Origin of the sequence: Halomonas rhizosphaerae, assembly GCF_030010555.1 — a bacterium.
GTDB lineage: Bacteria > Pseudomonadota > Gammaproteobacteria > Pseudomonadales > Halomonadaceae > Halomonas > Halomonas rhizosphaerae.
This window is the reverse complement of sequence record NZ_JASCQP010000028.1, coordinates 366,777-391,305: the sequence shown is the minus strand read 5'-3', so window position 1 is coordinate 391,305 and position 24,529 is coordinate 366,777. Positions and strand designations below refer to the sequence as shown.

Annotated in this window: 15 protein-coding genes; 8 read left to right on the top strand and 7 right to left on the bottom strand. The window is 69.5% G+C overall.

The genetic code is table 11. The features are described 5' to 3' along the window. The first annotated feature begins 3 nt into the window (after nt 1-3). The 4 genes from cydD (at nt 4) to QLQ83_RS13990 (ending at nt 6,307) form a co-directional block, all read left to right on the top strand. Complete coding sequence (gene cydD / locus QLQ83_RS14005) at nt 4-1,713, top strand: thiol reductant ABC exporter subunit CydD (RefSeq protein WP_282736124.1); 1,710 nt, start codon at nt 4-6, stop codon at nt 1,711-1,713. Continuing rightward, complete coding sequence (gene cydC / locus QLQ83_RS14000; protein WP_282736123.1) at nt 1,700-3,433, top strand: thiol reductant ABC exporter subunit CydC; 1,734 nt, start codon at nt 1,700-1,702, stop codon at nt 3,431-3,433. Before cydD ends, cydC begins: the two co-directional genes overlap by 14 nt. Nucleotides 3,434-3,463: 30 nt before the next feature. Beyond that, nucleotides 3,464-4,459, top strand: a complete 996-nt coding sequence (locus QLQ83_RS13995) for an adenosine deaminase (protein WP_282736122.1) — start codon at nt 3,464-3,466, stop codon at nt 4,457-4,459. Nucleotides 4,460-4,618: 159 nt separating this feature from the next. Further along, a complete protein-coding gene (locus QLQ83_RS13990) occupies nt 4,619-6,307 on the top strand; it encodes a GGDEF domain-containing protein (protein WP_282736121.1) in 1,689 nt (562 codons plus the stop codon). A gap of 70 nt (nt 6,308-6,377) precedes the next feature. Here QLQ83_RS13990 and QLQ83_RS13985 read toward each other — a convergent pair whose 3' ends face one another. Further along, a complete protein-coding gene (locus QLQ83_RS13985; RefSeq protein ID WP_282736167.1) occupies nt 6,378-7,319 on the bottom strand; it encodes a cytochrome-c peroxidase in 942 nt (313 codons plus the stop codon). A 289-nt stretch (nt 7,320-7,608) separates the two neighbouring features. Between QLQ83_RS13985 and msrP the strand changes: the two genes are divergently transcribed. Continuing rightward, nucleotides 7,609-8,577, top strand: coding sequence for a protein-methionine-sulfoxide reductase catalytic subunit MsrP (gene msrP, locus QLQ83_RS13980; protein WP_282736120.1), 969 nt, complete (start codon nt 7,609-7,611; stop codon nt 8,575-8,577). A gap of 16 nt (nt 8,578-8,593) precedes the next feature. After that, a complete protein-coding gene (locus QLQ83_RS13975; RefSeq protein WP_282736119.1) occupies nt 8,594-9,193 on the top strand; it encodes a protein-methionine-sulfoxide reductase heme-binding subunit MsrQ in 600 nt (199 codons plus the stop codon). Between the two features lie 15 nt (nt 9,194-9,208). Here QLQ83_RS13975 and guaD read toward each other — a convergent pair whose 3' ends face one another. The 4 genes from guaD to xdhA all read right to left on the bottom strand — a co-directional run bounded on the left by guaD (nt 9,209) and on the right by xdhA (nt 15,470). Continuing rightward, on the bottom strand, nt 9,209-10,528 hold the full coding sequence (guaD, locus tag QLQ83_RS13970) for a guanine deaminase (RefSeq protein WP_282736166.1): 1,320 nt from the start codon (nt 10,526-10,528) through the stop codon (nt 9,209-9,211). 97 nt (nt 10,529-10,625) lie between these two features. Beyond that, on the bottom strand, nt 10,626-11,516 hold the full coding sequence (gene xdhC, locus QLQ83_RS13965) for a xanthine dehydrogenase accessory protein XdhC (RefSeq protein ID WP_282736118.1): 891 nt from the start codon (nt 11,514-11,516) through the stop codon (nt 10,626-10,628). Further along, nucleotides 11,513-14,017: a xanthine dehydrogenase molybdopterin binding subunit gene (xdhB, locus tag QLQ83_RS13960; protein WP_282736117.1), complete on the bottom strand. Its 2,505-nt coding sequence runs from the start codon at nt 14,015-14,017 to the stop codon at nt 11,513-11,515. Before xdhB ends, xdhC begins: the two co-directional genes overlap by 4 nt. Continuing rightward, nucleotides 14,001-15,470, bottom strand: a complete 1,470-nt coding sequence (gene xdhA, locus QLQ83_RS13955) for a xanthine dehydrogenase small subunit (RefSeq protein WP_282736116.1) — start codon at nt 15,468-15,470, stop codon at nt 14,001-14,003. Before xdhA ends, xdhB begins: the two co-directional genes overlap by 17 nt. A 181-nt stretch (nt 15,471-15,651) precedes the next feature. Here xdhA and QLQ83_RS13950 point away from each other — a divergent pair, with 181 nt between their 5' ends. Together QLQ83_RS13950 and hrpB are read left to right on the top strand one after the other, a co-directional pair. Further along, nucleotides 15,652-16,335, top strand: coding sequence for a TetR/AcrR family transcriptional regulator (locus QLQ83_RS13950; RefSeq protein ID WP_407650048.1), 684 nt, complete (start codon nt 15,652-15,654; stop codon nt 16,333-16,335). A 9-nt stretch (nt 16,336-16,344) separates the two neighbouring features. After that, a complete protein-coding gene (gene hrpB / locus QLQ83_RS13945) occupies nt 16,345-18,777 on the top strand; it encodes an ATP-dependent helicase HrpB (RefSeq protein ID WP_282736115.1) in 2,433 nt (810 codons plus the stop codon). A 15-nt stretch (nt 18,778-18,792) separates the two neighbouring features. Here hrpB and QLQ83_RS13940 read toward each other — a convergent pair whose 3' ends face one another. Further along, the gene (locus QLQ83_RS13940) at nt 18,793-21,561 is read right to left on the bottom strand and encodes a cation-translocating P-type ATPase (protein ID WP_282736114.1); all 2,769 of its coding nucleotides are present in this window, start codon (nt 21,559-21,561) and stop codon (nt 18,793-18,795) included. 134 nt (nt 21,562-21,695) lie between these two features. Continuing rightward, the gene (locus tag QLQ83_RS13935) at nt 21,696-24,488 is read right to left on the bottom strand and encodes a cation-translocating P-type ATPase (protein WP_282736113.1); all 2,793 of its coding nucleotides are present in this window, start codon (nt 24,486-24,488) and stop codon (nt 21,696-21,698) included. Nucleotides 24,489-24,529 lie beyond the last annotated feature (41 nt).

Sequence of the window (24,529 nt, the reverse complement as noted above, 5' to 3'; positions counted from 1 at the left end):
CCGATGGACGCGCCCGACGCGCCCGACGCGGCGTCAGGCGAGCTGACCGCGCGCCGCTATCTGACGGACCTGGCCGCCGGCGAACGCCGGCGGCTGCGTCTCGCCGTCCTGGCGGGTACCTCGGCCGGTCTCTTGACCATCGCGCAGCTGGTGCTGCTGGCCCGGTTAATCAGCCGCCTGCTCGTCGACGGCGCAACGCTGGCCGAGCTCCTGCCGTTGCTGGCGGGGATGCTGGCCATGCTGGCGCTGCGCGCCCTGGCGCTCTATCTGCAGGAAACCCTGGCCCAGGCGGCGAGCCTGCGGATTCGCCAGCGTGCCCGGCGCGCGCTGCTCGATCACCTGGCGCGACTGGGACCGGTCAGGCTGGCGTCGCGGCACAGCGCATCCCTTGCCAGCCAGCTGGTGGAGCAGGTGGAGGCCCTGGACGGTTACTTCGCTCGGTTCCAGCCGCAGCTGCGCCTGGCGGTGCTGGTGCCGCTGGTGGTCCTGCTGGTGGTGCTGTGGCTGGACTGGCTGGCGGCCATCTTCCTGATGATCTCGGCGCCGTTGATCCCGTTGTTCATGGCCCTGGTCGGGATGGGGGCAGAGCGGCTCAACCGGGAGCAGTTCGCCGCCGTGGCGCGACTCTCGGGCCACTTCATCGACCGCGTGCGGGGCATCACCACGCTCCAGCTGTTCGGCCGCACCGCCCAGGCCACCCGCGAGGTACATGCCGCCGCCGATGACTACCGGCAGCGCAGCATGCGGACCCTGCGCCTGGCGTTTCTCTCCTCGGCGGTGCTGGAGTTCTTCGCCTCGGTGGCGATCGCCGTGGTGGCGATCTACGTGGGCTTCGGCCTGCTGGGCTACATCACCTATGGCCCCGCAGAGGAGCTGACCCTCTTCAGCGGCCTGCTGGTGCTGCTGCTGGCACCGGAATTCTTCCAGCCGCTGCGCAGCCTCTCCCAGCACTACCATGATCGGGCGGCGGCGCTGGGGGCCGCCGAGGGACTGGTGGCCATGCTTAACGAGGTCCCCGATGCCGGGCGCCTGCCGGGCACGGCCGTCCCGGCGCCCTTGCGGGATGTGCTGGTCGAGCTCGAGGCCGCCAGCGTCGAGTATCCCGGGCGCGGCCGAGTGCTGGGACCCGTCAACCTGACGCTGGCCGCAGGCGACGTGGTGGTTGTCACCGGGCCGTCGGGCGTCGGCAAGTCCACCCTCCTGCAACTGCTGGCCGGCTTCGTCGCCCCCGCCAGCGGCAACATTCGCGTGGCCGAGGGTCTCGGCCTGGCCTGGATGGACCAGCGCCCGCTGCTGATTCAGGGCAGCCTGGCGGACAACCTGTGGCTGGCGGCGCCCGACGCCGGCGAGGCCGAGATGCGCGGTGCGCTGGCCCGGGCGGGCCTCGGCGAGCTGCTGGCGGCGCTGCCCCACGGGCTGGAGACTCCCCTCGGCGAGCGTGGTGTCGGCCTCTCCGGGGGCCAGGCGCAGCGGCTGGCCCTGGCCAGGGTCTTCCTCTCCCGCGCCCCATTGGTGTTGCTCGACGAGCCCACGGCCAGCCTGGACGCCGAGACCGAGGGCTATCTTGTCGAGGCGTTTCAGGGGCTGGCCGATGAGGGGAGGGCACTGGTCATCGCCACCCATCATCCCGCCCTGATGGCGCTGGCGAGTCACCGCCTGTCGCTCGAGGCCGGGGCAATGGCGCAGGAGGCTAGCCGCTTTGCCACCCCATGACGCCTCGCTCTGGCGCACCCTGCGCCCCTGGCTTTCCCAGCTCGGGCTGCGTCGCCGCCGGCTGATCCTGGGCGCCCTGCTGATGGGGCTGACCCTGGTGTCGGCCATCGGCCTGCTGGCCCTCTCGGGGTGGTTCATCACGGCGACGGCGTTGACTGGCCTGCTCCTGGCGGCGGGCATCTCCGCGACCCTTGATGTGTATGTTCCCGGTGGCGGGATCCGCTTCTTCGCGGTGACCCGCACGGTGTCGCGTTACGTGGAGCGACTGTACAACCACGATACCGTGCTGCGACTGCTCGCCGACCTGCGTTCACATCTGTTCGCCGTGCTTTCCGGCCTCGACGCCCACGCCCTGTCGCGACGGCGCGCCAGCGACTGGCTCAACCGCCTGACGGCGGATATCGACACCCTCGACAGTCTCTATCTGCGCCTCCTCGCCCCGGCGCTGGTGGCGCTGCTGGCGATCCTCGGACTGGCCGGATTCCTGGCCCTCTGGTCGCCGCGGGTCGGTGTGGCGACCGGGGCGCTGCTGCTGATGGGATGGCTCTGGCTGACCGCGGGCCAGGCCCGCCTGGGCATGGCCACGAGTCGTCGCCAGGTCGTCGATCTGGAGCGGCTCCGGGGGCGACTCATCGAGCAGGTCCAGGGCCTGGCGGAGCTGGAGGCGTATGGCAGCCTGGCGGATCACCGTGCGCAAATAGTCGCCATCGAGGCGCGCCTCTATCGGGACCAGCGTCGCCTGGGGCAATGCGTGGCGCTGGGCAATGCATCGACGTCGCTGGTCGTGGGCCTGTCGATGCTCCTGGCCCTCTGGCTTGCGGCCCAGGCCTGGAGTACCGGTCTGCTGTCCGGGCCGCTGACCGTGATGATGCCGCTGGCGGTACTGGCCATCAGCGAGGCACTGGCCCCGCTGGCCGCCGCCTTCACCTGGCTGGGGGCCACGCGGGGCGCCGCCGAGCGCCTCAACGCACTGGAAGCGCAGCGAGGGAGCGTGACCACGGCGGGCTCGCCTGCACGGCTGCCCGCGGGAGCGCTGTCGGTGACCCTTGCGGATGTGACCCTGACCCATGCGGATGCCCTGGTGCCGGCCCTGGCCGAGGTCGGCCTTGACCTGAGACCCGGTGAGCGGCTGGCCCTGTGCGGGGTATCCGGGGCGGGCAAGTCGAGCGTGGCCGGGGTGCTGACGCGACAGATCAGGCCTGAAACGGGCGAGGTACGGCTGGCTGGCGTGGCGCTGGAGGCGTGGCCCGAATCGGCATTGACCTCTCGCATGGCCCTGCTGACGCAGCAGACGGACCTGTTCGACGATACCCTGGCCGCCAACCTGCGCCTGGCCGACCCCGAGGCGGGCGAGGCACGGCTGTGGCAGGTGCTGGCGATGGTGGAGCTCGCCGACTGGGCCGGGGCCCTGTCCCGGGGCCTCGACACCCGGGTGGGGGAGGGCGGCCGGCGGCTGTCCGGCGGCCAGGCCCGGCGCCTGGCCCTGGCCCGGCTGCTGCTGCGCGAACCGGACCTGGTGGTGCTCGATGAACCCTTCGCCGGGCTCGACGCTGGCACTGCGGCACGACTGGCGGCCCGCCTCGACGCCTGGCTGGCGGGGCGCACCGTCATCTACCTGGTGCACCAGCTCGGCGACGCCGTCGACCCGCCCGGCATCGACCACTGCCTGACCCTGCGCGATGGTCGCCTTTGCACGAATGGTCAGGATGTTTCAGGATGAGCCCGATGACTCCCCCGGACGAGGTGTGCCATGCGTGATTTCCTCAAGCGCCTGCCCAAGGCGGAACTCCATCTGCATATCGAGGGCTCGCTGGAGCCCGAGCTGATGTTCTCCCTGGCCGATCGCAACGGTGTCAGCCTGCCCTATGCCTCCGTGGAGGAGGTCCGGGCGGCCTATGACTTCTCCGACCTGCAGTCCTTCCTCGACCTGTACTACCGGGGCATGAGCGTGCTGCGCACCGCCGAGGACTTCCATGATCTCGCCATGGACTACTTTCGCCGTGCCAGCGCCGAGGGGGTGGTGCACGTCGAGATGCACTTCGATCCCCAGGCCCATCTGGTGCGCGGCATCGAGCTGGCGGTGGTGATGGAGGGGCTCTCCCTGGCGCGACGCCGGGCACAGCGCGAGCTGGGCATGTCCACGGCACTGATCATGGCGTTCCTGCGCGACCGCCCGGCCGAGGAGGCGATGGCAGTGATGGAGAGTGCGGCACCCTACTGGGAGATGCTCGACGCCGTGGGGCTGGACAGCGCCGAGCGTGGCAACCCCCCGGCGAAGTTCGTCGAGGTGTTCGAGCGAGCCCGACAGCTCGGCATTCCCCGGGTCGCCCATGCCGGGGAGGAGGGGCCACCCGCGTACATCCGGGAGGCCCTCGACCTGCTGGATGTCTGTCGCATCGACCATGGCGTGCGCTGCCTGGAAGACCCGGAACTGGTGGCCCGGCTGCGGGACGAGGGTGTGGTGCTCACCGTCTGTCCGCTCTCCAATGTGCGCCTGCGGGTCGTCGAGCGGATAACCGACCATCCCCTGCCGCAGCTGCTCGACGCCGGCCTGCGCCTGACCCTCAATTCCGACGACCCGGCTTATTTCGGCGGCGGCATGCTGGCCAACTTCGAGGCCTGCGCCGATGCCTTCGACTGGTCGAAGGAGATCTTCATCCAGCTGGCCGGTACCGCCATCGAGGCCGCCTTCATCAGTGAGACGCGCCGCCTCGACCTGCATCGCCAGCTGGCGGACTGCCTCTAGGCGCCTGATGGCCACCCCGCACCGAGTGGGCCGTGGTGGGCCATGCCGTCGTCGACATCCGGTCGGCCCAGCGTTGATGGGCTGTCGTGCAACGGTCTGTAATATCGTGTAAAAGAAGGGGTCTCATCCTGCCATCGGGCCGATCGGGGAGAGCCGTTCTTGAGCCTTAAGACCCGTTTCCTGCTGCTGGCCGCCTGCCTCGTGCTCGTGGCGTCGGCGGCCGCCTGGACCGTCTTCCACCGCATCACCGAGGGCATCATCGAGCACTGGGGCGAGCGTGTCGCGGCCATCCAGGTGCAGTACGACAGCGGTCGCCTGCTGCAGCCCCTGGAGCGGGAGATTGCCCTGGCGCGCCAGATGGCCGACTCCATCGTGCTGCAGCGCTGGGCGCGAGACCCCGACGATCCGGCGCTCGAGGCCCAGGCCTTCGCGGAGATGGAAAGCTTCCGTCGCAACTTCAGCGACAACAGCTACTTCGTCGCCCTGACGAAGAATGGCGGGTACTACCACAACAACGCCGCCAACGAGTTCGCACAGGCGCGCCAGCGCTATCGGCTGCGGCCGGATCGACCGTCAGACGCCTGGTTCTATCGCCTGATCGAGGAGGAGCGAGACTTCCACCTCAACGTCAATCCGGACGTGGAACTCGGGGTCACCAAGCTGTGGATCGATGTCCTGATGCGGGATGGCGACGGCGAGATCCTCGGGGTGGTGGGCACCGGCATGGAGCTCGAGGCCTTCCTCCGGGAGATCGTGGATATCCAGCAGCCCGGCATCACCACCCTGTTCGTCGACTACAACGGCGCCATCCAGCTCTATCGCGACCGTCGTCTCATCGACTATGCCAGTTTCGTCAAGCCGGAGGGGCAGAAGCGCACCCTGGACCTGCTGGTGGACCTGCCCCGCGATGCCGAGGCGCTGTCCGACATGATGCGCGAGCTGCGTGACGCCCCGGACCAGCAACCGAGCGTGCGTACCGAGTTCGTGACCGTGGAGGGCAAGCGCCACCTCGCCGGCCTGGCCTTCCTGCCGGCCCTCGGCTGGTTCGAGGTGACGCTGCTCGACCTTGATGCCCTGATGCCGCTGGACGGCTTCACGCCGGTGGCGGTGGTGTTCGTGCTGACCCTGCTGGTCACCCTGCTGGTCTTCCATCTGGCACTGCGTCGTCAGCTGCTGGCGCCCATCGCGGCCCTGGAAGCCGCCATGCAGCGGGTCAAGGAGGGGGGCATGCCGCCCTCCGAACTGCCCCGGGGGCGGGGTGAGATGGGCCGGCTGATGCACCACTTCCATTCCATGGCCGAGGCCATCCAGCGCCACACCCGCGACCTCGAGGAGCGGGTCCGCGAGCGGACACAGGAGCTCGAGGCGGTGGCCATCCGCGATGTGCTGACCGGCCTCATGAATCGGCGTGGCATGCAGCAGTGGCTGGAGGAGCAGATCCTGCGGGCCTCACGAGAGGGGAGTCACTTCGGGCTGATCTGGCTGGACCTCGACCGTTTCAAGGAGCTTAATGATGGCCTCGGCCATGCGGCAGGGGATCAGGCCCTGGTGCGCGTCGCCGAGGCGCTGCGGCTCGGGCTGCGTCCCTACGACCGGGCCTCGCGCTGGGGAGGCGACGAGTTCCTGGTGCTGCTCTCGCCCTGCGACGAGTCGACCCTGACCCGGGTGGCCGAGCGCCTGCGCCAGGCGGTCGCCTCGACCGAGGTGGACGGCACAGCGGTCACCATCAGCGTGGGGGCCTGCCTGGCCGTGCCCGGTGAGGATCTCGACAGCCTGTTGAAGCGGGCCGACGAGGCGCTCTATCAGGCCAAGGCCGAGGGGCGCAACCGGGCCCGGGTGGCCGTCTAGGCCCTTAGCGGACGAAAACCAGAGAACCCCGGCATGACCGGGGTTCGCGTCGAACAGGCGGTGGCCTGGGTCAGGGCAGGGCGGGAACCTCGAAGTCGGGCATCTCGCCGGTCAGGGTGTGAAGGAAGGCGGTGATGTCGTCGATGGTGGCCTCCTCGAAGTCCTGGCCGAGCATCTCCTGGCCCATGATGGCCACGGCCTCTTCCAGGGTCTCGGTGGCGCCGTTGTTCATGTACGGGTAGGTGACCGCGACATTGCGCAGGGTCGGGGTGCGGAACTTGTGACGGTCGCTCTCCTCGCCGGTGACATCGAAGCGGCCCACGTCGGTGGAGCCCGGGACCTGGATACGATGGAACTGACTGTCGCTCAGGTTGGGGCCGCGGTGGCAGGCGATACAGCCGTTGTCCACGAAGGCCACCATGCCGTCCTTCTCCTGCTCGGTGAGGGCATCCTGGTCGCCCCTGAGATAGCGGTCGAAGGGCGAATCCGGGGTATTCAGAGTGCGCTGGAAGCTGGCCAGGGCGTGGGCCAGGTTGTCGGCGTTGATCGGCTCCTCGTCGTCCGGATAGGCCTCGGCGAAGCGCTGCTGATAGATATCGAACCCGTCAAGGCGCTCGAGAGCCTGCTCCAGATCCATGGCCATCTCGACGTCGGCCTCGATCGGGCCGAGGGCCTGGCCTTCCAGGTCCGGCTCGCGACCGTCCCAGAACTGCGACTCCAGAAAGCCGGAGTTGAGCACCGTGGGCGTATTGCGCTCGCCGATCTGGCCATCGTGGCCGGTGGCGCGCGGGATGCGGTCGCTCCAGCCCAGCGCCGGATTGTGGCAGGTGGCACAGCTGATCACGCCGCTCGACGAGATGCGCGGCTCGAAAAATAGCATGTTGCCGAGTTCCACCTTCTCCGGGGAGAGGGAGTTGTCCGCCGGAATCGGTGGCAGGTGCGGCAGCGGCTCGAAACGGTCGCGGTAGTCGCCGAGGCCGTCGTCGGCCACGGCGGGCGCGACAATGGCCATGGCGGAGCCCAGGGCGATGGCCGAGGCCAGCAGGTGCTTGTGATGCATGTCAGTTCCCCTTCTTCTTGGTAATCCCGGTGGCGGTGATCCAGGCGTGCCGCTAATCGGCGCTTAAGCTTATATCAGCGAGTTAGGCAGTTATCTTGCCGGCAATCAACCAAGCGCGGCAGTCAGGTAAGGGGGTTGATTGACCTGCATCAAGAAATCGACCCGATAGCGTCGCGTCGCTGGACCGCCATGCTTTTCCTGAGGGACGCTGGCAGGACATCCCTCCAGCCGATGAACCACCATGACCCGCTATCGCTATCTTGCCATTCCCGAGTCCGAGGTCACGCCACGCGAGGTGTTCCGCCAGCGCCGCCGCCTGCTCAAGGGAGGTACCGCCCTGGGTGCGGCGGCCATGCTGCCCGGCGGGATGCTGTTTCCCAAGAATGCCCGCGCCTGGCGAGATGATCTCGAGGGGCGCCTGGCGGAGGGGCTGCCCAGCCGCGACTTGGCCGGCGACGAGGCCCTGACGCCGCGTGACGACGCCACCTCCTACAACAACTTCTACGAGCTCGGCACCCGCAAGAGCGACCCCGAGGTCTATGCCCACCAGCTGGTCACCGACCCCTGGTCGCTGACCGTTGACGGCGAGGTGGACACGCCCGGTACCCTGGCGTTGGAGGAAGTGCTCGTGCGGGAAACCTTGGAAGAGCGCATCTATCGTCTGCGCTGCGTCGAGGCGTGGTCGATGGTGATCCCCTGGATCGGCTTCCCGCTGGCGGACCTGCTCAAGCGCCATGCGCCGACGTCGCGGGCAAGGTACGTGCGCTTCGAGTCGATTCATGATCCGGACAACCTGCGGGGCCAGAGGAGCTCGATCCTCGACTGGCCCTATCGCGAGGTACTGCGCATCGACGAGGCGATGCATCCGCTGACACTGATGGCGGTGGGCATGTACGGCGAGGTGATGCCGAACCAGAATGGCGCGCCGATCCGCCTGGTGGTGCCCTGGAAGTACGGCTTCAAGAGCATCAAGTCGGTGGTGCGCATCACCCTGACGGAGGAGCGGCCCACCAGCGCCTGGATGGAGCAGAATCCTTCAGAGTACGGCTTCTTCGCCAACGTCAATCCCGAGGTCGACCACCCGCGCTGGAGCCAGGCCCGCGAGCGGCGCATCGGCGAGCACGGCAAGCGCGAGACGCTGATGTTCAACGGCTACGCCGACGAGGTCGCCGAGCTCTACGCCGGGATGGACCTGCAGGAGAATTTCTGACACCGGGGGCGATGGCATGCTCACACCCGCAGGACGCATTCTCGCCTTTCGCCTGCTGGTGCTGGTTGCCGGGCTGCTCCCGGCGTTCTGGCTGGCCTGGCAGTGGTGGCATGGCGATCTCGGGGTGGTGCCCGAGGAGGCCGTGGTGCACATTACCGGCCGCACCGGCCTGATCCTGCTGCTGACCACCATCGCCTTCAGTCCCGCCTTCCGCCTGACCGGCTGGGTGGGCATCATGATCGCCCGCCGTCAGATCGGGCTCTGGGCCTTCGCCTGGCTCCTCGCCCATCTGCTGGCCTGGATGGGTCTGGAGCAGTACTGGGACTGGCCCTGGATCTGGCACGACATGCGGGACCTGCCCTATGTGCGCTATGGCGTCGCGGCGCTGCTGCTGCTGGTGCCCCTGGCGCTGACCTCCTTTCGCCGGGCGCAGCAGGCGATGGGCCATACCGCCTGGCACTGGCTGCACCGGCTGGTCTATGTGGCGGCGGCGCTCGGCGTCACCCATGTCTGGATCCTTACCCGTGCGGACTACCGGCTGCCGTCCCTGGCCGCGGCGGCGCTGGCCGCCCTGGTGCTCTTCCGGCTGCTGGATGCCGCCATCCATCGTCGGTAGGGCGCCCCTCGCTTGTCAGGCAGCGCGCCGGTGCTGCAGGCGCCCGCCGGCCCAGGTTTCGGCCACGCTGCGGTCGTCGCCCAGCATCATCAGCGCGAAGAGCGTCTCGGAAAGCGAACGGCTGCGGGCCGTTCGCCTTGCCAGCAGGGGCGTGGCGGCCGGGTCGAGCACCACCAGGTCGGCCTCCATGCCCGGGGCGAGACGCCCGATGTGCCCGTCCAGCGACAGCGCCCGGGCGTTGCCCAGCGTCAGCCCGTAGAACCCCTGCCAAGCGGTGAGCGGCTGGCCGCGCAGCTGGCCCACCTGGTAGGCGGCCTTGAGGGTGGCCAGGCCGGAGAGGTCGGTGCCGCCGCCCACGTCGCTGGCGTAGGTGATGTTGAGGGCCATCTCGCGGGCCGCCAGCCGGTCGAACAGGCCGCTGCCGAGGAAGAGATTGGAGCTCGGGCAGAAGGCGAGGTTCGCGCCTCGCTCGGCCAGCCTGGCGCGCATCGCCTGGTCCAGGTGGATGCCGTGGGCGAAGGTGCTGCGCGGTCCGACCAGGCCCGACTGCTCGTAGACCGCGAGGTAGTCGCGGCTGCCGGGAAAGAGCGCCGCCACCCAGTCCAGCTCGCCGGTGTTCTCGGCCAGGTGGGTCTGCAGCCAGAGGCTCGCGTCGTTGCGCATCAGTCCGCCGGTGGCGTCGAGCTGCGCCCGGCTGGAGGTGGGGGCGAAGCGCGGGGTCAGGCTGTAGCCCAGCCGCCCCTTGCCGTGCCAGTCGCCGATCAGCCGCTCGGTGTCGCGGATGCCGCCCAAGGTGTCGTCGCAGAGCGCGTCAGGGGCATGGCGGTCCATCAGCACCTTGCCGGCCAGCATGCGCAGGTCGCGCTGGCGGCTGGCGGAGAAGAAGGCGTCGACGGAGATCGGGTGGCTCGAGCAGAACACCTGGGCGGTGGTGGTACCGACCCTCAGCATCTCGTCGAGGAAGGCCTCAGACAGCGCCTCGGCATGCGCCCGCGCCGCGAAGCGGCACTCCTCGGGGAAGGTGTAGTCGTTGAGCCAGTCCAGCAACTGACGGCCGTACGAGGCCATGATCTCCAGCTGCACGTAGTGCACATGGCTGTCGATGAAGCCGGGAGTGATCAATTTCCCCCGGTGATCGATCACCTCGATGCCCTCGGGCAGCTCGGGGGCCAGGCGCGCATAGTCGTCCACCGCGTGAATGCGGCCGTTCTCGATCCAGATGCCGCCATCCACGATATGGCACACGCTGCCCTCGGCGGGAGCATCGTCCTCGCCGGGGTCGGCATCGAAGCTCAGCAGTTCGGCGCGCAGCACGCGCGAGTCGTTGTTGGTCATCTCGTCAGGGCTCATCGTTCTTCGTGGGAGCGCTCGGTCCGGCGTTCCGGCTTGCCGCGCGGTTGGCGCCAGAGTTATCGCGTTGCAAGCAAAGCGCTTACGTGGAATGGTCGGTGATGCTATGTCGCAGCTTGGCCGGGTCGAGGCCGCGCTGATCGCCTCGCGCGGGCGACTCGACCCGCGGCAGCAGCTCGGCGATGGCGGCGATGGCGATGGCGTAGGGGGTCTTGTCGCCCCCGGTCCCGCCCGCGGCGGTGCCGATGGGGCAGCGGACGCGTGCCAGGGCCTCCTCGCCGTGACCGGCGTCGTGCAGCCGGCGGCGGAAACTGGCCCACTTGCTGCGCGAGCCGATCAGGCCCAGCGACGCCATATCGCCGCGGGCGAGCAGGGCATCCACCAGGGCGCGGTCCTCGGTGTGATCGTGGGTCAGCACCAGCGCGTGGGCCCCGGCCGGCAGGGCGGCCACGGCGGCGGCCGGGTCGGGGGCATGGCGACAGGCGAGGCGCGGCTGGTCGTCCGACCAGGCGGGGAAGGCGTCGTCCCGGCTGTCGTGCCACAGTACCCGCCAGGGCAGCGGCGCGGCCAGGCGAACCAGTTCCCGGCCCACATGACCGGCGCCGAAGAGCGCCAGCGTCGCGGTGCTGCCCGGGAACACCTCGAGCAGCACGTTGACGAAACCGCCGCAGCACTGGCCGCTGCGGCCGCCCAGGCTGAAGGCCTCCAGGCTCATTCCGGCCTCGGCCTTTCCATCGGGGCCCGCCAGGCGCCGGCGGGCCGCCGCGATGGTCTGCCACTCGAAGGTGCCCCCGCCCAGGGTGTCGAATACCGCATCGGCGGTGATCACCATGCGTGCCCCAGGTTCCCGGGGCGTGGAACCGGCACTGGTCACCTGGGTGGCCAGAACGTGTGGCAGGCCTTCGCGCTGCAGGCGGTGCAGGGCGGCATGCCAGCTCTCGGGGCGCGTGTCCCGGCTATCCTCGGCGGTCATTCGGGTTCACCCGCAGCAGGTGGCCAGGGGGCGTGACGCGAGCGCAGCGCCTCGGCGGCCATCAGCACCCGCTCCGGCGTGGCCGGGGTATCGAGCCGTGGTGCCTCGCGATAGTCGGCAAGGCTCGAGAGGGCATCGCGCAGCGCCGCCCACACCGAGATACCGAGCATGAAGGGCGGCTCGCCCACCGCCTTGGAGCGGTAGATGCTGGCCATGGAGTTGGGATGGCCCTGGAGCAGCTCGACGTTGAACACCGGTGGCAGGTCGCCGTAGGTGGGGATCTTGTAGGTGGCCGGGCCGTCGGAGATCAGCTGGCCACCGTCGTTCCACCTGAGCTCCTCGCTGGTCAACCAGCCCATGCCCTGGATGAAGCCGCCCTCCACCTGGCCGATGTCGATGGCCGGGTTCAGGGAGTCGCCCACGTCATGCAGGATGTCGACCCGGTCCACTTGGTACTCGCCGGTCAGGGTGTCGACGCTGACCTCGGCGACGGCCGCGCCATGGGCGAAGTAGTAGAAGGGCCGCCCCTGGCCGGTCATGCGGTCGTAGTGGATCAACGGGGTGGCATAGAAGCCCTTCTCGGAGAGCGATACCCGCCCGAGGTAGGCGGCCTGGACCAGCTCCCCCCAGGGAATGCGTCGCTCGCTCTCTCCGGTGCCGGCCACCAGGGCGCCGGCTTCGAGGCGCATGCCCTCGCGGTCCAGGGCATAGTGCTCGCTGGCGAAGTCGAACAGTCGCGCCTTGAGGCTGAGGCAGGCGTCGCGGGCGGCCATGCCGTTGAGGTCGGCGCCGCTGGAGGCGGCGGTGGGCGAGGTGTTGGGCACCTTGTCGGTGCGCGTGGCGGTGATGCGTACCGTCTCCAGGTCGAGGGCGAGCTCGCGGGCCACCACCTGGCAGATCTTGGTGTGCAGGCCCTGGCCCATCTCGGTGCCGCCGTGATTGATCATCACGCTGCCGTCGGTATAGACGTGCAGCAGGGCGCCGGCCTGGTTGAGGTGCTTGGCGGTGAAGGAGATGCCGAACTTCACCGGCGTCAGCGCCAGGCCACGGCGAATGACCGGGCTCTGAGCGTTGAAATCGGTGATTTCCCGGCGGCGTGCCCAGTAGTCGCTGTCGGCCTCCAGCCGCTCGACGACATGGTGAAGCAGGGCGACCTGCTCCACGGTCTGGCCGTAGTGAGTAGTCTCGCGTCCGGGGCGATAGAGATTGCGCTTGCGGATCGTCAGCGGGTCCTCGCCGAGGCGTCTGGCGATATCATCCATCGCCGCCTCGATCACCATCATGCCCTGGGGGCCGCCGAAGCCGCGAAAGGCGGTGTTGGAGGCGGTGTGGGTGCGCGCCCGATGCCCGGTGACCCTCGCCTCGCCCAGGGAGTAGGCGTTGTCGGCGTGGAACATCGCACGGTCGACGATGGCATCGGAGAGGTCCGGGGAGTAGCCGCAGTCGCCGATCAGGGTAAGCTCGCCGCCCTGGATCACGCCGGCCTCATCCACGCCCAGCCGGTAGCGATTATGGAAGGGATGGCGCTTGCCGGTGACGCGCATGTCCTCGGCGCGGGGCAGGCGCAGGCGGGTGGTGCGGCCGGTGCGCCGGGCCACCAGCGCGGCGATGCAGGCCCAGGGCGAGGCCTGGGTCTCCTTGCCCCCGAAGCCGCCGCCCATGCGACGCACCTCCACGGTCACCGCGTGGAAGGGGATGCCCAGCACCTCGGCGACCAGCTTCTGGGTCTCGCTGGGATGCTGGTTGGAGGTATGGACGATCACCCCCTCGTCCTCGGTGGGCTGGACCACGCAGGCCTGGCCCTCCAGGTAGAAGTGCTCCTGGCCGCCGACGAACTGCTCGCCCGTAATGACATGGGCCGCCGACGCGAGGGAGCGCTCCCACTCGCCGCTCTGCTGGACATGGGTCGGGCGCACGAACTCGCCGCGCTCGGCGGCGGCCACCGGGTCGAGGCTGGCGGTCTGCTCGTCGATCTCGACTCTCCCCTCGGCCCAGGCGGCGCTTACGGCTTCCCGGGCGGCGCGGTGGGTCTCGGCCGCCACGGCGAAGAGCACCTGGCCGGCATAGCTGATCTCGTCCTCGACGAAGATCGGGTCGCCCGGGAAGACCGGGCCGATATCGGTGTGGCCGGGCACGTCGGGGAAGGCGATCACGTCCACCACGCCGGGCAGGCTGCGCACCGCCTCGAGGTCGAGGCGGGTCAGGCGGCCGTGGGCCACCGGCGAGAGCCCCAGGGCCAGGTGGAGGGCATCGGCGGGGGCGGCGATATCGTCGATATAGGCGGCGCGTCCGGTGACATGCTTGACCGCACTTTCGTGGGGGCTGGCGCTGCCGGCGCTCCCGCGCGTCGCGGTGGGTTCGGTCTCGCGGGGTTCCGTTTCCCGAGCGAGGGGGCCGTCGCCCTTGATGCGACCCTGCTGCTCTTCCCGCACTCGTGTCGTGGCGTCATCGAGATCGGTTGTATCCCTGGACGGAACGTCAAGCTTAGTGAGCGTACGCATGGAGCATCACCTCCCGGGGAGAGTCGGTCGTCTCCTGTGCCATGACCAGACGCAGGCGTTCGAGCAGGTTGGCGGCGGAGAGTCGACGGTAATGGGAACTGCCACGCACGTCGCTCATGGGCTGGAAATCCTGTGCCAGCGCCAGCCGGGCGGCCTGGAAGGCGGCGGGTGACGGCGCCTGGCCCTCGAGGGCGGCCTCGGCCGCAAAGGCCCGTTTCGGCGTCGCCGCCATGCCCCCGAAGGCGAGGCGGACGTCGCGCAGCAGGCCATCCTCCCGGCGCCAGCCGAAGGCGCCGAGTACGGCGGAAATGTCGTCCTCACGACGCTTGGACAGCTTCCAGACCTTGAGGTGTCGACCCTCCTCGGGACGTGGCAGGAAGATTGCCCGGATCACCTCGCCCTCGCCCAGGGCAGTCTGCTTGTAGTCGAGGAAGAAGTCGTCGAGCGGCAACTCGCGCTCGCCCTCCGGGCCGGCCAGCCACAGCCGGGAGCCCAGGGCCAGCAGCACCGGGGGGGTGTCGCCGATCGGGGAGGCGTTGGCGATGTTACCGCCCAGGGTGCCGCGGTTGCGCACCTGGGCCGAGCCCAGGCGATGCAGCAGGTGGGCGAAGGCCTCATGGTGTTCCTCGAGCAGCGGTTCCAGGCGCGAGTAGGTCACGCCGCCACCGATCCACCAGCCCTCGCGGCCGTCGTCCAGCGTGGCCGCCTCGATGGCCTGGAGCTCGGCGACGCGCGTAATGTCGACCACCCGCGGGAAGCGGGCCAGGCGCTGGGTGACCTCGAGCCAGAGGTCGGTACCGCCGGCGACGATGGGCGCCTCGGGGTGGCGGGTGCGTTCGTCCAGCAGTTCGACCAGGCTTTCCGGCTGGACGAAGGCGCTGTCGGCATCGCGCTCGACGGGCGATGACGTGAGCGATGCCGCGGCGTCGGTGCACGTCTCCAGCCATGCCGGACGCGCGGGGGGGTAGTCGCCCATGGAGAGCGCCGCGTCGCGGATCGGCCGGTAGCCGGTGCAGCGGCAGAGGTTGCCGCCCAGCGCCGCCTCCAGGCGCTGCGGGGTCAGCGGCGCCGGCGAGTGCTGCTGTTCCTCGTGCAGGGTGAACAGCGACATCACGATGCCCGGGGTGCAGAAGCCGCATTGGCTGCCGTGGCACTCGACCATGGCCGCCTGGGCAGGGTGCAGGGCGTCACCCCGGGCCAGGCCCTCCACGGTGACCAGCGCTCGTCCCTGGAGTTGATGGGCCGGGGTGATGCAGGCGTTGGCGCTGTGGTAGTGAATGCTGCCCGCGGGGCCGGCCTCGCCGATGGCCACCGTGCAGGCGCCGCAATCGCCGGAAGCGCAGCCCTCCTTGGTGCCGGTCTGGCCGAGCGTGTCGCGCAGCAGCTCGAGCACGCTGGTGTCGGGCGTGGCCGCGCAGTGGCGGGGCTGCCCGTTGAGCAGGAAGTCGATCATCGCCTTGTCTCTGTTGTTGGCGTGGAAGCGCTTGGGTTCAGGGGGTGCAATAACTTGACCATTCGGTCAGGATAATTCCAGCTTGGTCCAGATTCGCCCGCTTTGCAAGCCCGTTTGCACCCGGCACGGGGGTGGGGCACTATCCATGGCTTTGATCCGCCATGGGGCAGTGGGGTGGCCGATGACACAGGAGAGCGCGCCCGCCGAGCGTGGGGCGAGAGAGCAGGGCGAGGCCAACGGGATGACCCGCCAGCGCAACGAGCGCGAGATCCTGGCCGCGGCCGAACGGGTCTTCGCCCGGCATGGCTATCGGGGGGCGAGCCTCCAGGCGATTGCCGAGCAGGCCGGCCTGCCCAAGTCCAACGTGCTCTACTACATGGGCAGCAAGCGCGGCCTCTACGTGCGGCTGCTGGAACGTATGATGGAGCGCTGGAACGCGCTGCTCGATGATATCTCGGTGGAGGATGACCCCGCGGAGGTGCTGGAGGCCTTCATCCGCAGCAAGATGCAGCTGTCACGGCGTCATCCGGAGGGATCGCGCCTGTTCGCCGCCGAGATTCTCGGCGGTGCGCCCTTCCTGCAGGAATACCTGCACGGCGAGCTGCGCGACTGGGTCCAGGCCCGGGCGCGGATTCTCGAGCAGTGGGCCGAGCGTGGGCTGATGGATCCGGTCGACCCGGTGTGGCTGATCTTCCTGATCTGGTCGGCCACCCAGCACTACGCCGACTTCGAGGCCCAGGTTCTGGGCATCACCGGCCGGGACGCGCTCAGTGATGCCGACGTCGAGGAGATCACCACTTTCCTCACCCGGGTGATCCTCAAGGGGTGCGGCGTGCGCTTCCGGGATGCCGCTCCAGACGGCTGAGCTCTCGCCATGACGCTGCCCATCGATTCTCGCCTCGACGCCATCCTCGATGCCCTCGAGACACACCCGCGCGCCCTGCTGGTCGCCGAGCCCGGCGCCGGCAAGACCACCCGGGTGCCGCTGGCGCTGCTCGAGGCCTTCTGGTGCACGGGGGGAAAGCTGCTGCTGCTGGAGCCCCGTCGGGTGGCGGCCCGCCTGGCCGCCGGCTTCATGGCCGAACAGCTCGGCGAGCGGGTGGGGGAGACCGTCGGCTACCGGATGCGTGGGGAGAGCCGCGTCGGGCCCTCGACCCGCCTGGAGGTGGTCACCCAGGGGGTGCTGACCCGCATGCTCCAGGAGGACCCGATGCTCGAGGGCGTGGCCGGGGTGATCTTCGACGAGTTCCACGAGCGTAGCCTGGAGGCGGACCTGGGCTTGGCACTGACCCTCGATGCCCAGCAGGGGCTGCGCGAGGAGCTGCGCCTGCTGGTGATGTCGGCGACCCTCGACGTCGAGACCCTGCTCGGCGTGCTGGGCAGCGAGACGCCGGTGATCGACTGTCCCGGACGGACCTTTTCGGTCGAGACCCGCCATCGGGCCCTCAGCAGCCGGGAGGATGTTCCTCGCCAGCAGGCCACGGCGCTGCTGGAGGCCCTCGAGCTGCAGGCAGGCGACGCCCTGGTGATCCTGCCCGGGGTGGCCGAGATCCGCCGGCTGGCCCGGGAGCTCGCCGTGCGGGCGCCGGACTTGGTCGTCATGGAATTGCATGGTCGCCTGCCCCTCGACGCCCAGCGGCGCGCCCTGCGTCCCGACCCCGAGGGGCGTCGTCGGGTGGTGATGGCCACCGCCATCGCCGAATCGAGTGTCACGGTGGACGGCGTGCGGCTGGTGATCGATGCCGGCCAGGAGCGGGTGCCGGTCTTCCAGCCGCGCAGCGGGCTCACCCGGCTGGAGACGCGCCGCGTCAATCGTGCCAGCGCCGACCAGCGCCGTGGCCGCGCCGGCCGCCAGGGCCCTGGCCTCTGTGTGCGGCTATGGGGCGAGGAGCAGCCGCTCATTCCCCATGGCGAGCCCGAGATCCGTCAGGCCGACCTCGCGCCGCTGGCCTTCGAATTGGCGCGCTGGGGCATTCAGGACCCGGGCCAGCTCGCCTGGGTGACCCCGCCGCCCGGGGCGGCCCTGGCCGCTGGACGCGACCTGCTGCGCCGGCTGGGGCTGCTGGACGAGGCGTACCTCCTCACCCCGCTGGGGCGTGCCTGCGTGCGCTGGCCGACCCACCCGCGCCTGGCGGTGATGCTGGAGCGCTCCGACGCGCTCGAGGCCCGTCCCCTGGCCTGTGCCCTGGTGGCGCTGCTCGAAGGGCGTGGCCTGGACGAGGAGCGCGACCTGGAACGGGCGCTCCAGGCGCGGCTCAAGGCACCCCGGGCGCATCGCCAGTGGCAACGCGATGCCCAGCGGCTGGCGCGCATCGCCGGTGTGGTACTCCGGGTGACCACCCTGGCCCCACTGGCCGAGCTGCTGGCGCTGGCCTATCCGGAGCGTGTCGCCCAGCGGCTGGCGCCGGGGCAATTCCGCCTGGCCAGCGGGGGGCACGCGACCCTTCAAGAGAGCCACCCCCTGGCCCATGCCGAGCTGCTTGTGGCCGCCGAGCTCGACGGCCAGGCCAGCGGGGCACGCATCTTCCGTGCCGTGGCGCTGGCGCCTGACCGGCTGGAGGCGCTCTACCCCGAGTGTGTCAAGTGGCGGGCGAGCCTGGAGTGGTCCGACGCCCAGGGTCGCCTGGTGGGCGAGCAGGTGCGTGGCCTGGGCGCGGTGGTGCTGGCGCGCAGGCCGCTGGCCGAGCTGCCGCCGGAGGCGGTGACATCGGCCCTGCTGGAGGCGCTGCGCCGACGCGGCCTGCCACCAGGCGACGAGCTGGGACAGTTGCAGGGGAGGGTGGCGCTGCTGCACCGGAAGCTGGGCAGTGAGTGGCCCGACTGGTCGGAGACGGCGCTGCTCGAGTCCCTGGAGGAGTGGCTGGGTCCGCATCTGGACGGCATCACCCGACTGGACGCGGTGGAGCGCCTGCCGCTGGCGCGCCTGCTGCTCGACAGCCTGGACTGGGCGCTGCGCTCGCGCCTGGATGGGCTGGCGCCGGTGCGCCTGGCGGTGCCCAGCGGCGCCAGCCATCGGCTGGATTACACGCCGTGCCTGGCGGACAAGCCGCCGGTGCTGGCCGTAAAGCTGCAGGAGTGCTTCGGCTGGCAGGCCTCGCCGCGCGTGGCCGACGGACGGGTACCGGTGCTGCTGCACCTGCTCTCGCCGGCGCGTCGCCCGCTGCAGGTGACCGCCGACCTGGCCAGCTTCTGGGCCAGCGGCTACCCGGAGGTGCGCCGCGAGATGCGCGGCCGCTACCCCCGGCACCCCTGGCCCGAGGACCCCATGACCGCCGAGGCCACCGCCCGCACCAAGCGGCGGCAGTGAGGGGCTAGCGAGGGGTCAGCGAGCTTCGGCTTCGTCGCGGCTGGTGGCATGGTCGCGCGGCCTGTCGCTGCCGCTCATGCCACGCCCTCGCAGTATCGTCTTCTCAGCCTCCACGACCAGGTAGATGGCCAGGCTGCCGGCCAGGATTACCCCCCAATGGCCCGCCGAGAGCCCCTCGCTGCCGAAGATCAGCTGCATGAAGGGCAGGTAGGTCCAGCCCAACTGCAGTGCGACAATCAGGCCGATCGAGATCCAGACCGAGCGGCTGCCGAAGATGCCCGAGAGCGACAGGGTGCTGCCGACCAGGAAGCGGCTGTTGATCAGGTAGGCGGCGCTGCCAATCACCAGCATGTTGACCGCGCCGGTGCGGGCCAGCATCTCGCTGCCGCCGTGCTGGAGGATCCAGCTGAACATGCCGAACACGCCGGCCAGCAGCAGCAGCGAGACGAACACTACCCGCCACAGCAGGAAGAGGTCGAGCAGCGAGGCGTCCGGGTCGCGGGGCTGGCGCTGCATGATGTCCTTCTCGGCCCCTTCGAAGGCCAGCGCCAGGCCCAGGGTCACCGCCACCACCATGTTGACCCACAGCGCCTGCAGCGGCGTCACCGGCAGGGTGGTGCCGGCCAGTACCGCCAGCATGATCGCCAGGCCCTGGCCGCCGTTGGTGGGCAGCAGGAAGGTGATGGTCTTGCGGATATTGTCATAGACCTTGCGGCCCTCGCGGATGGCCCCGACGATGGTGGCGAAGTTGTCGTCGGCCAGCACCATCTCGGCGGCCTCCTTGGCGGCCTCGGTGCCCTGGATGCCCATCGCCACGCCGACGTCGGCGCGCTTGAGGGCCGGGCCGTCGTTCACGCCGTCGCCGGTCATGGCGCAGATCCCGCCCCGGGCCTGCATGGCCTGCACCAGCCGCAGCTTGTGCTCCGGGGCGGCGCGGGCATAGACATCCACCTCGAGGATGATCGCCTCGAGGTCCGCATCGCTCATCGCCTCGATCTCGCGCCCGCTGATGGCGCGGTCGGTCTGGGCGAAGCCCAGCTGTCTGGCGATCGCCTGAGCGGTCACGGCGTGATCCCCGGTGATCATCACCGGACGGATGCCGGCGGCCAGGCAGTCCTTCACCGCCTCGATGGCCTCCTCCCGGGGCGGGTCGAGCAGGCCGATGAGCCCGAGCAGCATCAGCTCCTGCTCGGCGTGCTCGTCGGTCAGCTCATGGACGTCCCGGACCGGCTTCTCGGCCAGGGCCAGCACCCGCAGGCCGCGCGAGGAGAGGTCGTGGATGCGCGCTTCCCATGTCGCGACATCCAGAGCCTGGCCCCCCTCCTCGGTGCGCACGCGGTGGCACATCTCCAGCAGGCGGTCCGGTGCGCCCTTGACCAGCAGGTACTGCTCCCCCTCCAGCTCGTGGAGGGTCGCCATGTACTTGCGGTCGGACTCGAAGGGGATGGCGTCATGGCGGTTGTGGTCGTCGCGCAGCGTCCCGGTGGACAGCCCGGCCTTGGCCGCAGCCACCACCAGGGCGCCCTCGGTGGGATCGCCGTGGATCTTCCATCGGCCATCTTCTTCTGTCAGCTCGGCGTCGTTGCACAGCACGCCGACCTTGAGGAAATGGCGCAGGGCATGGTGGTCATCCAGGTCCAGTGCCGCCGTCTCGGCCTCGCCGTCGCGCACGGCATGGAAGTCGCCCTCGGGGGAGAAGCCGACCCCATCGATGCGGATCTCGCCATCGGGCAGCCAGATGGCCTGGGCGGTCATCTCGTTGCGGGTCAGGGTGCCGGTCTTGTCGGAGAAGATGGTCGAGATGGAGCCCAGGGTCTCCACCGCGGGCAAGCGGCGGATGATGGCATTGCGCCTGGCCATGGTCTGGACGCCCAAGGCAAGGCCGATGGTGACGATGGCCGGCAGGCCCTCGGGGATGGCGGCCACCGCCAGGCCTACGGCGGCCATGAACATCTCACTGAGGGGCTGGTCATGGACCAGCACGCCAATGCCGGCCGTGAGTGCCGCGGCGCACAGGATGAACATCGCCAGGACGCGGCCGGCGTGGTCGATCTGGCGCAGCAGCGGGGTCTTGAGCTGCTCCACGCCACGCAGCATCTCGGAGATGCGCCCTATCTGGGTGCGCGAACCGGTTTCCACCACCAGGCCTCGGGCATTGCCCTGGACCACGATGGTGCTGGCGTAGGCCATGCCGGTGCGGTCACCCAGGTCGGCGTCCTCCGCCACCGCCTTGGTGGCCTTGTCCACTGGGGTGGACTCCCCGGTCAGCGAGGCCTCCTCGGTGCGAAAGCGCCGGGCTTCCATCAGGCGCAGGTCGGCCGGCACGCGGTCACCGCTCTCCACCAGCACGATGTCACCCGGCACCAGCGCCTCGGCGGGCAGGGTCTCGCGCCGGCCATCGCGCAGCACCTTGGCCTGGGGCGAGAGCATCTGGCGAATGCTCTCCAGGGCCTGTTCCGCCTTGCCCTCCTGGATGAAGCCGATCAGCGCGATGATCAGCACCACGCCGAAGATGGCCGCCGCGTCCAGGGTGTGGCCGAGACCCAGGCTGGCGATGGCGGCCACGATCAGCACCAGCATCAGGATATTGTTGAACTGCTCCAGCAGGCGTTTCCACCAGGGACGGGCTTCGGCCTGCTGCAGCTGGTTAGGTCCGTGGTCAGCCAGCCGCTGCTCGGCCTCCGCGCGGCCCAGTCCATCGGTGCGACTCTCGAGACGCGCAAGGGCCTCCTCGGCCGACAGGGCATGCCAGTCGGTGAGCTCGTTCTGTGAGCGGTCGGTCATGGGTGTTCTCCGGCAGGACGCAGCAGCGCATCGACACCCATCCAGCATGTTGCACCGCGGTATTGCCGCGCAAGGCTTTCTCGGCCGAATGTGGCGTCCTGCCACCCCCGAGGCGCGCGGCGCGCATCGCGGTATCAGGCCTGCTGGCGTGCGCCCTCGCGGCGGATGGCGGTCTGCCCGGTCGACACCAGGTCGAAATGGCGCAGCACCCACTTTTCCAGTTCCACCACCATAAACAGGCCCACTCCTGCGGTGAGGATCAGGCCCCAGTGGATCGGGCTCAGGGGCTCGCCCTCGAACAGCAGCTGCATGAAGGGCAGGTAGGTCCAGCCAAGCTGAATGGCGATGACCAGGCCGATGGCGAGCAGCACCGGCCTGCTGCCGAAAAGCCCCTGCAGGCTCAGCGAACGGCCCACCACGTAGCGGCTGTTGAGCAGGTAGACGATCTCGCCCATCACCAGCATGTTCACGGCGACGGCGCGGGCGAGTTCGAGACTGCCGCCCTGGCTGCGCACCCAGAAGAACAGGCCGACCACTGTCGCCACCAGCAGCACCGAGACGAACAGCACCCGCCACAGCATGAAGAGATCGAGCAGGGGAGCATCGGGATCGCGCGGCTTGCGGCGCATCAGGTCGGCCTCAGGGGACTCGAACACCAGAGCCATCCCCAGGGTCACGGCCGTGACCATGTTGACCCACAGGATCTGCAGACCGGTGATCGGCAGCGTCATGCCGCCGAGCATCGCCAGCAGCACCGCCAGGCTCTCCGCGCCGTTGGTGGGCAGCAGGAAGGTGATGGTCTTGCGGATGTTGTCATAGACCTTGCGGCCCTCTTCGATGGCCCTTTCGATGGTGGCGAAGTCGTCATCGGCCAGCACCATCTCCGAGGCTTCCTTGGCCGCTTCGGTGCCCTGGATGCCCATGGACACGCCGACGTCGGCGCGCTTGAGGGCCGGGCCGTCGTTGACACCATCGCCGGTCATGGCGCAGATGCCGCCCTGGGCCTGCATGGCCTTGACCAGCCGCAGCTTGTGTTCGGGCGCGGCCCGGGCAAACACATCCACCTCGCGAACGCTCTTCTCGAGTTCCTCATCTGACATCGCTTCGATGTCGCGACCGGCGAGGGCGTGCTCGGTCTGGGAGAAGCCCAGCTTTTTGGCAATGGCCCTGGCCGTTTCGGGGTGGTCGCCGGTGATCATCACCGGGCGGATGCCGGCGGCGAGGCACTGCTTGACGGCCTCGATGGCCGCTTCCCGCGGCGGGTCGAGAAGCCCTGTCATGCCCAGCAGCACCAGGCCCTGTTCGACGTCCTCGCGCTCGAACGATTCGCCCTCGTCAGCGACCTTTTCGGCAATGGCCAGCACGCGCAGCCCCCGGGCCGAGAGTTCCTTGATGTGGCGCTCCCAGGCCTGAGTGTCGAGCGCCACCTCCTCGCCGTCGTGACGCACCCGGTCGCACATGTCCAGCAGGCGGTCGGGCGCGCCCTTGACCAGTATCCGCTTCTTGCCCTCGATCTCGTTGAGGGTGGCCATGTAGCGGTATTCCGATTCGAAGGGCAGAGTATCCAGGCAGGGAGACGCCTCGCGCAGCCTCGAGACGTCGAGGCCGGCCTTGGCGGCCGCCACCACCAGCGCCCCTTCGGTGGGATCGCCTTCGATGAACCAGCTGTCGTCTTCCTGCTTGAGCTCTGCCTCGTTGCACAGCACCCCGGCAACCAGCAGGCGTTCGAGGTCCGGATAGTCGCCAAGGTCGAGCGTCTCGCCTTTCTCCTCGCGCGTCTCGTCTTCTGTCTCGCCCTCGGCCGCTTCGGAGGCTTCATGAAGGCTGCCCTCAGGGGAGAAGCCCACCCCGGAAAGGCGTACCTCCCTGGCCGCGAGGCGAATGGCCCGCGCGGTCATCTCGTTGCGGGTCAGGGTGCCGGTCTTGTCGGTGAAGATCGTGGAAATCGAGCCCAGGGTCTCGACGGCAGGCAGGCGACGGATGATGGCGTTGCGCCGCGCCATCGCCTGAACGCCGATGGCAAGGCCGATGGTGACGATGGCCGGGAGGCCCTGAGGAATGGCGGCCACGGCCAGGGCCACGGCCGCCATGAACATCTCGGTGGCCGGCTGGCCGTGCACGAAGATGCCGAAGGCCGCCGCGAAGGCGGCACCGCCGACGATGAAAATGGCCAGCACGTTGCCGGCGCGGTCGAGCTGGGCGAGCAGGGGCGTCTTGAGCGTCTCCACGCCCTGCAGCATCTCGGAGATGCGCCCGATCTGCGTGTGGCGGCCGGTCTCCACCACCAGGCCCCGGGCGCTGCCCTGGACGACCAGGGTGCCGGCATGGGCCATGGCGCTGCGCTCGGCCAGCGCGGCGTCCGCATCGACGGCCTCGCTGGATTTCTCGACGGGCTCGGATTCGCCGGTGAGCGGCGCTTCCTGGGTGCGCAGACGCTGGCTCTTGATCAGGCGCAGGTCGGCGGGCACCCGGTCGCCGCTCTCGATCAGCACGATGTCGCCCGGCACCAGGGATTCGGCGTCCAGGGTGGCGCGCTTGCCGTCGCGCAGCACCTTGGCCTGGGGGGAGAGCATGGTGCGAATGCTGTCCAGCGCCCGCTCGGCCTTGCCCTCCTGGAAGAAGCCGATCAGGGCGATGATCACCACCACGGCGACGATCACCGCGGCGTCCAGCGAGTGGCCAAGCAACTGGCTCGCTACCGCCGCGACGATCAGAATCAGCATCAGCACATTGTTGAACTGCTCGGCCAGGCGTCGATACCAAGGGCGCGACTCGGCCTGCTGCAGCTGGTTGGGGCCGTATTCGTCGAGCCGTCGCTTGGCGTCCTGGCTATCCAGCCCTTCGCGGTGACTCTCCAGCTGGTCAAGGGCCTCCTCGGGCGACAGGGCGTGCCAGTCGGTAGCGCCGTTCTGGGAACGATCGGTCATGATGGGTCTCCGGCCGGGAGCGAGAATTCAATGTCCGAGAA

Bases quoted from the DNA above. Each gene is read 5' to 3' on its own strand.
- QLQ83_RS13935 (WP_282736113.1), bottom strand. From the start codon at position 24,488: ATGACCGATCGTTCCCAGAACGGCGCTACCGACTGGCACGCCCTGTCG.
- QLQ83_RS13940 (WP_282736114.1), bottom strand. From the start codon at position 21,561: ATGACCGACCGCTCACAGAACGAGCTCACCGACTGGCATGCCCTGTCG.
- xdhA (WP_282736116.1), bottom strand. From the start codon at position 15,470: ATGATCGACTTCCTGCTCAACGGGCAGCCCCGCCACTGCGCGGCCACG.
- guaD (WP_282736166.1), bottom strand. From the start codon at position 10,528: ATGACCAACAACGACTCGCGCGTGCTGCGCGCCGAACTGCTGAGCTTC.
- QLQ83_RS13975 (WP_282736119.1), top strand. From the start codon at position 8,594: ATGCTCACACCCGCAGGACGCATTCTCGCCTTTCGCCTGCTGGTGCTG.
- QLQ83_RS13950 (WP_407650048.1), top strand. From the start codon at position 15,652: ATGACACAGGAGAGCGCGCCCGCCGAGCGTGGGGCGAGAGAGCAGGGC.
- xdhC (WP_282736118.1), bottom strand. From the start codon at position 11,516: ATGACCGCCGAGGATAGCCGGGACACGCGCCCCGAGAGCTGGCATGCC.
- QLQ83_RS13995 (WP_282736122.1), top strand. From the start codon at position 3,464: ATGCGTGATTTCCTCAAGCGCCTGCCCAAGGCGGAACTCCATCTGCAT.
- hrpB (WP_282736115.1), top strand. From the start codon at position 16,345: ATGACGCTGCCCATCGATTCTCGCCTCGACGCCATCCTCGATGCCCTC.
- msrP (WP_282736120.1), top strand. From the start codon at position 7,609: ATGACCCGCTATCGCTATCTTGCCATTCCCGAGTCCGAGGTCACGCCA.
- QLQ83_RS13985 (WP_282736167.1), bottom strand. From the start codon at position 7,319: ATGGCCATTGTCGCGCCCGCCGTGGCCGACGACGGCCTCGGCGACTAC.
- xdhB (WP_282736117.1), bottom strand. From the start codon at position 14,017: ATGCGTACGCTCACTAAGCTTGACGTTCCGTCCAGGGATACAACCGAT.
- cydD (WP_282736124.1), top strand. From the start codon at position 4: ATGGACGCGCCCGACGCGCCCGACGCGGCGTCAGGCGAGCTGACCGCG.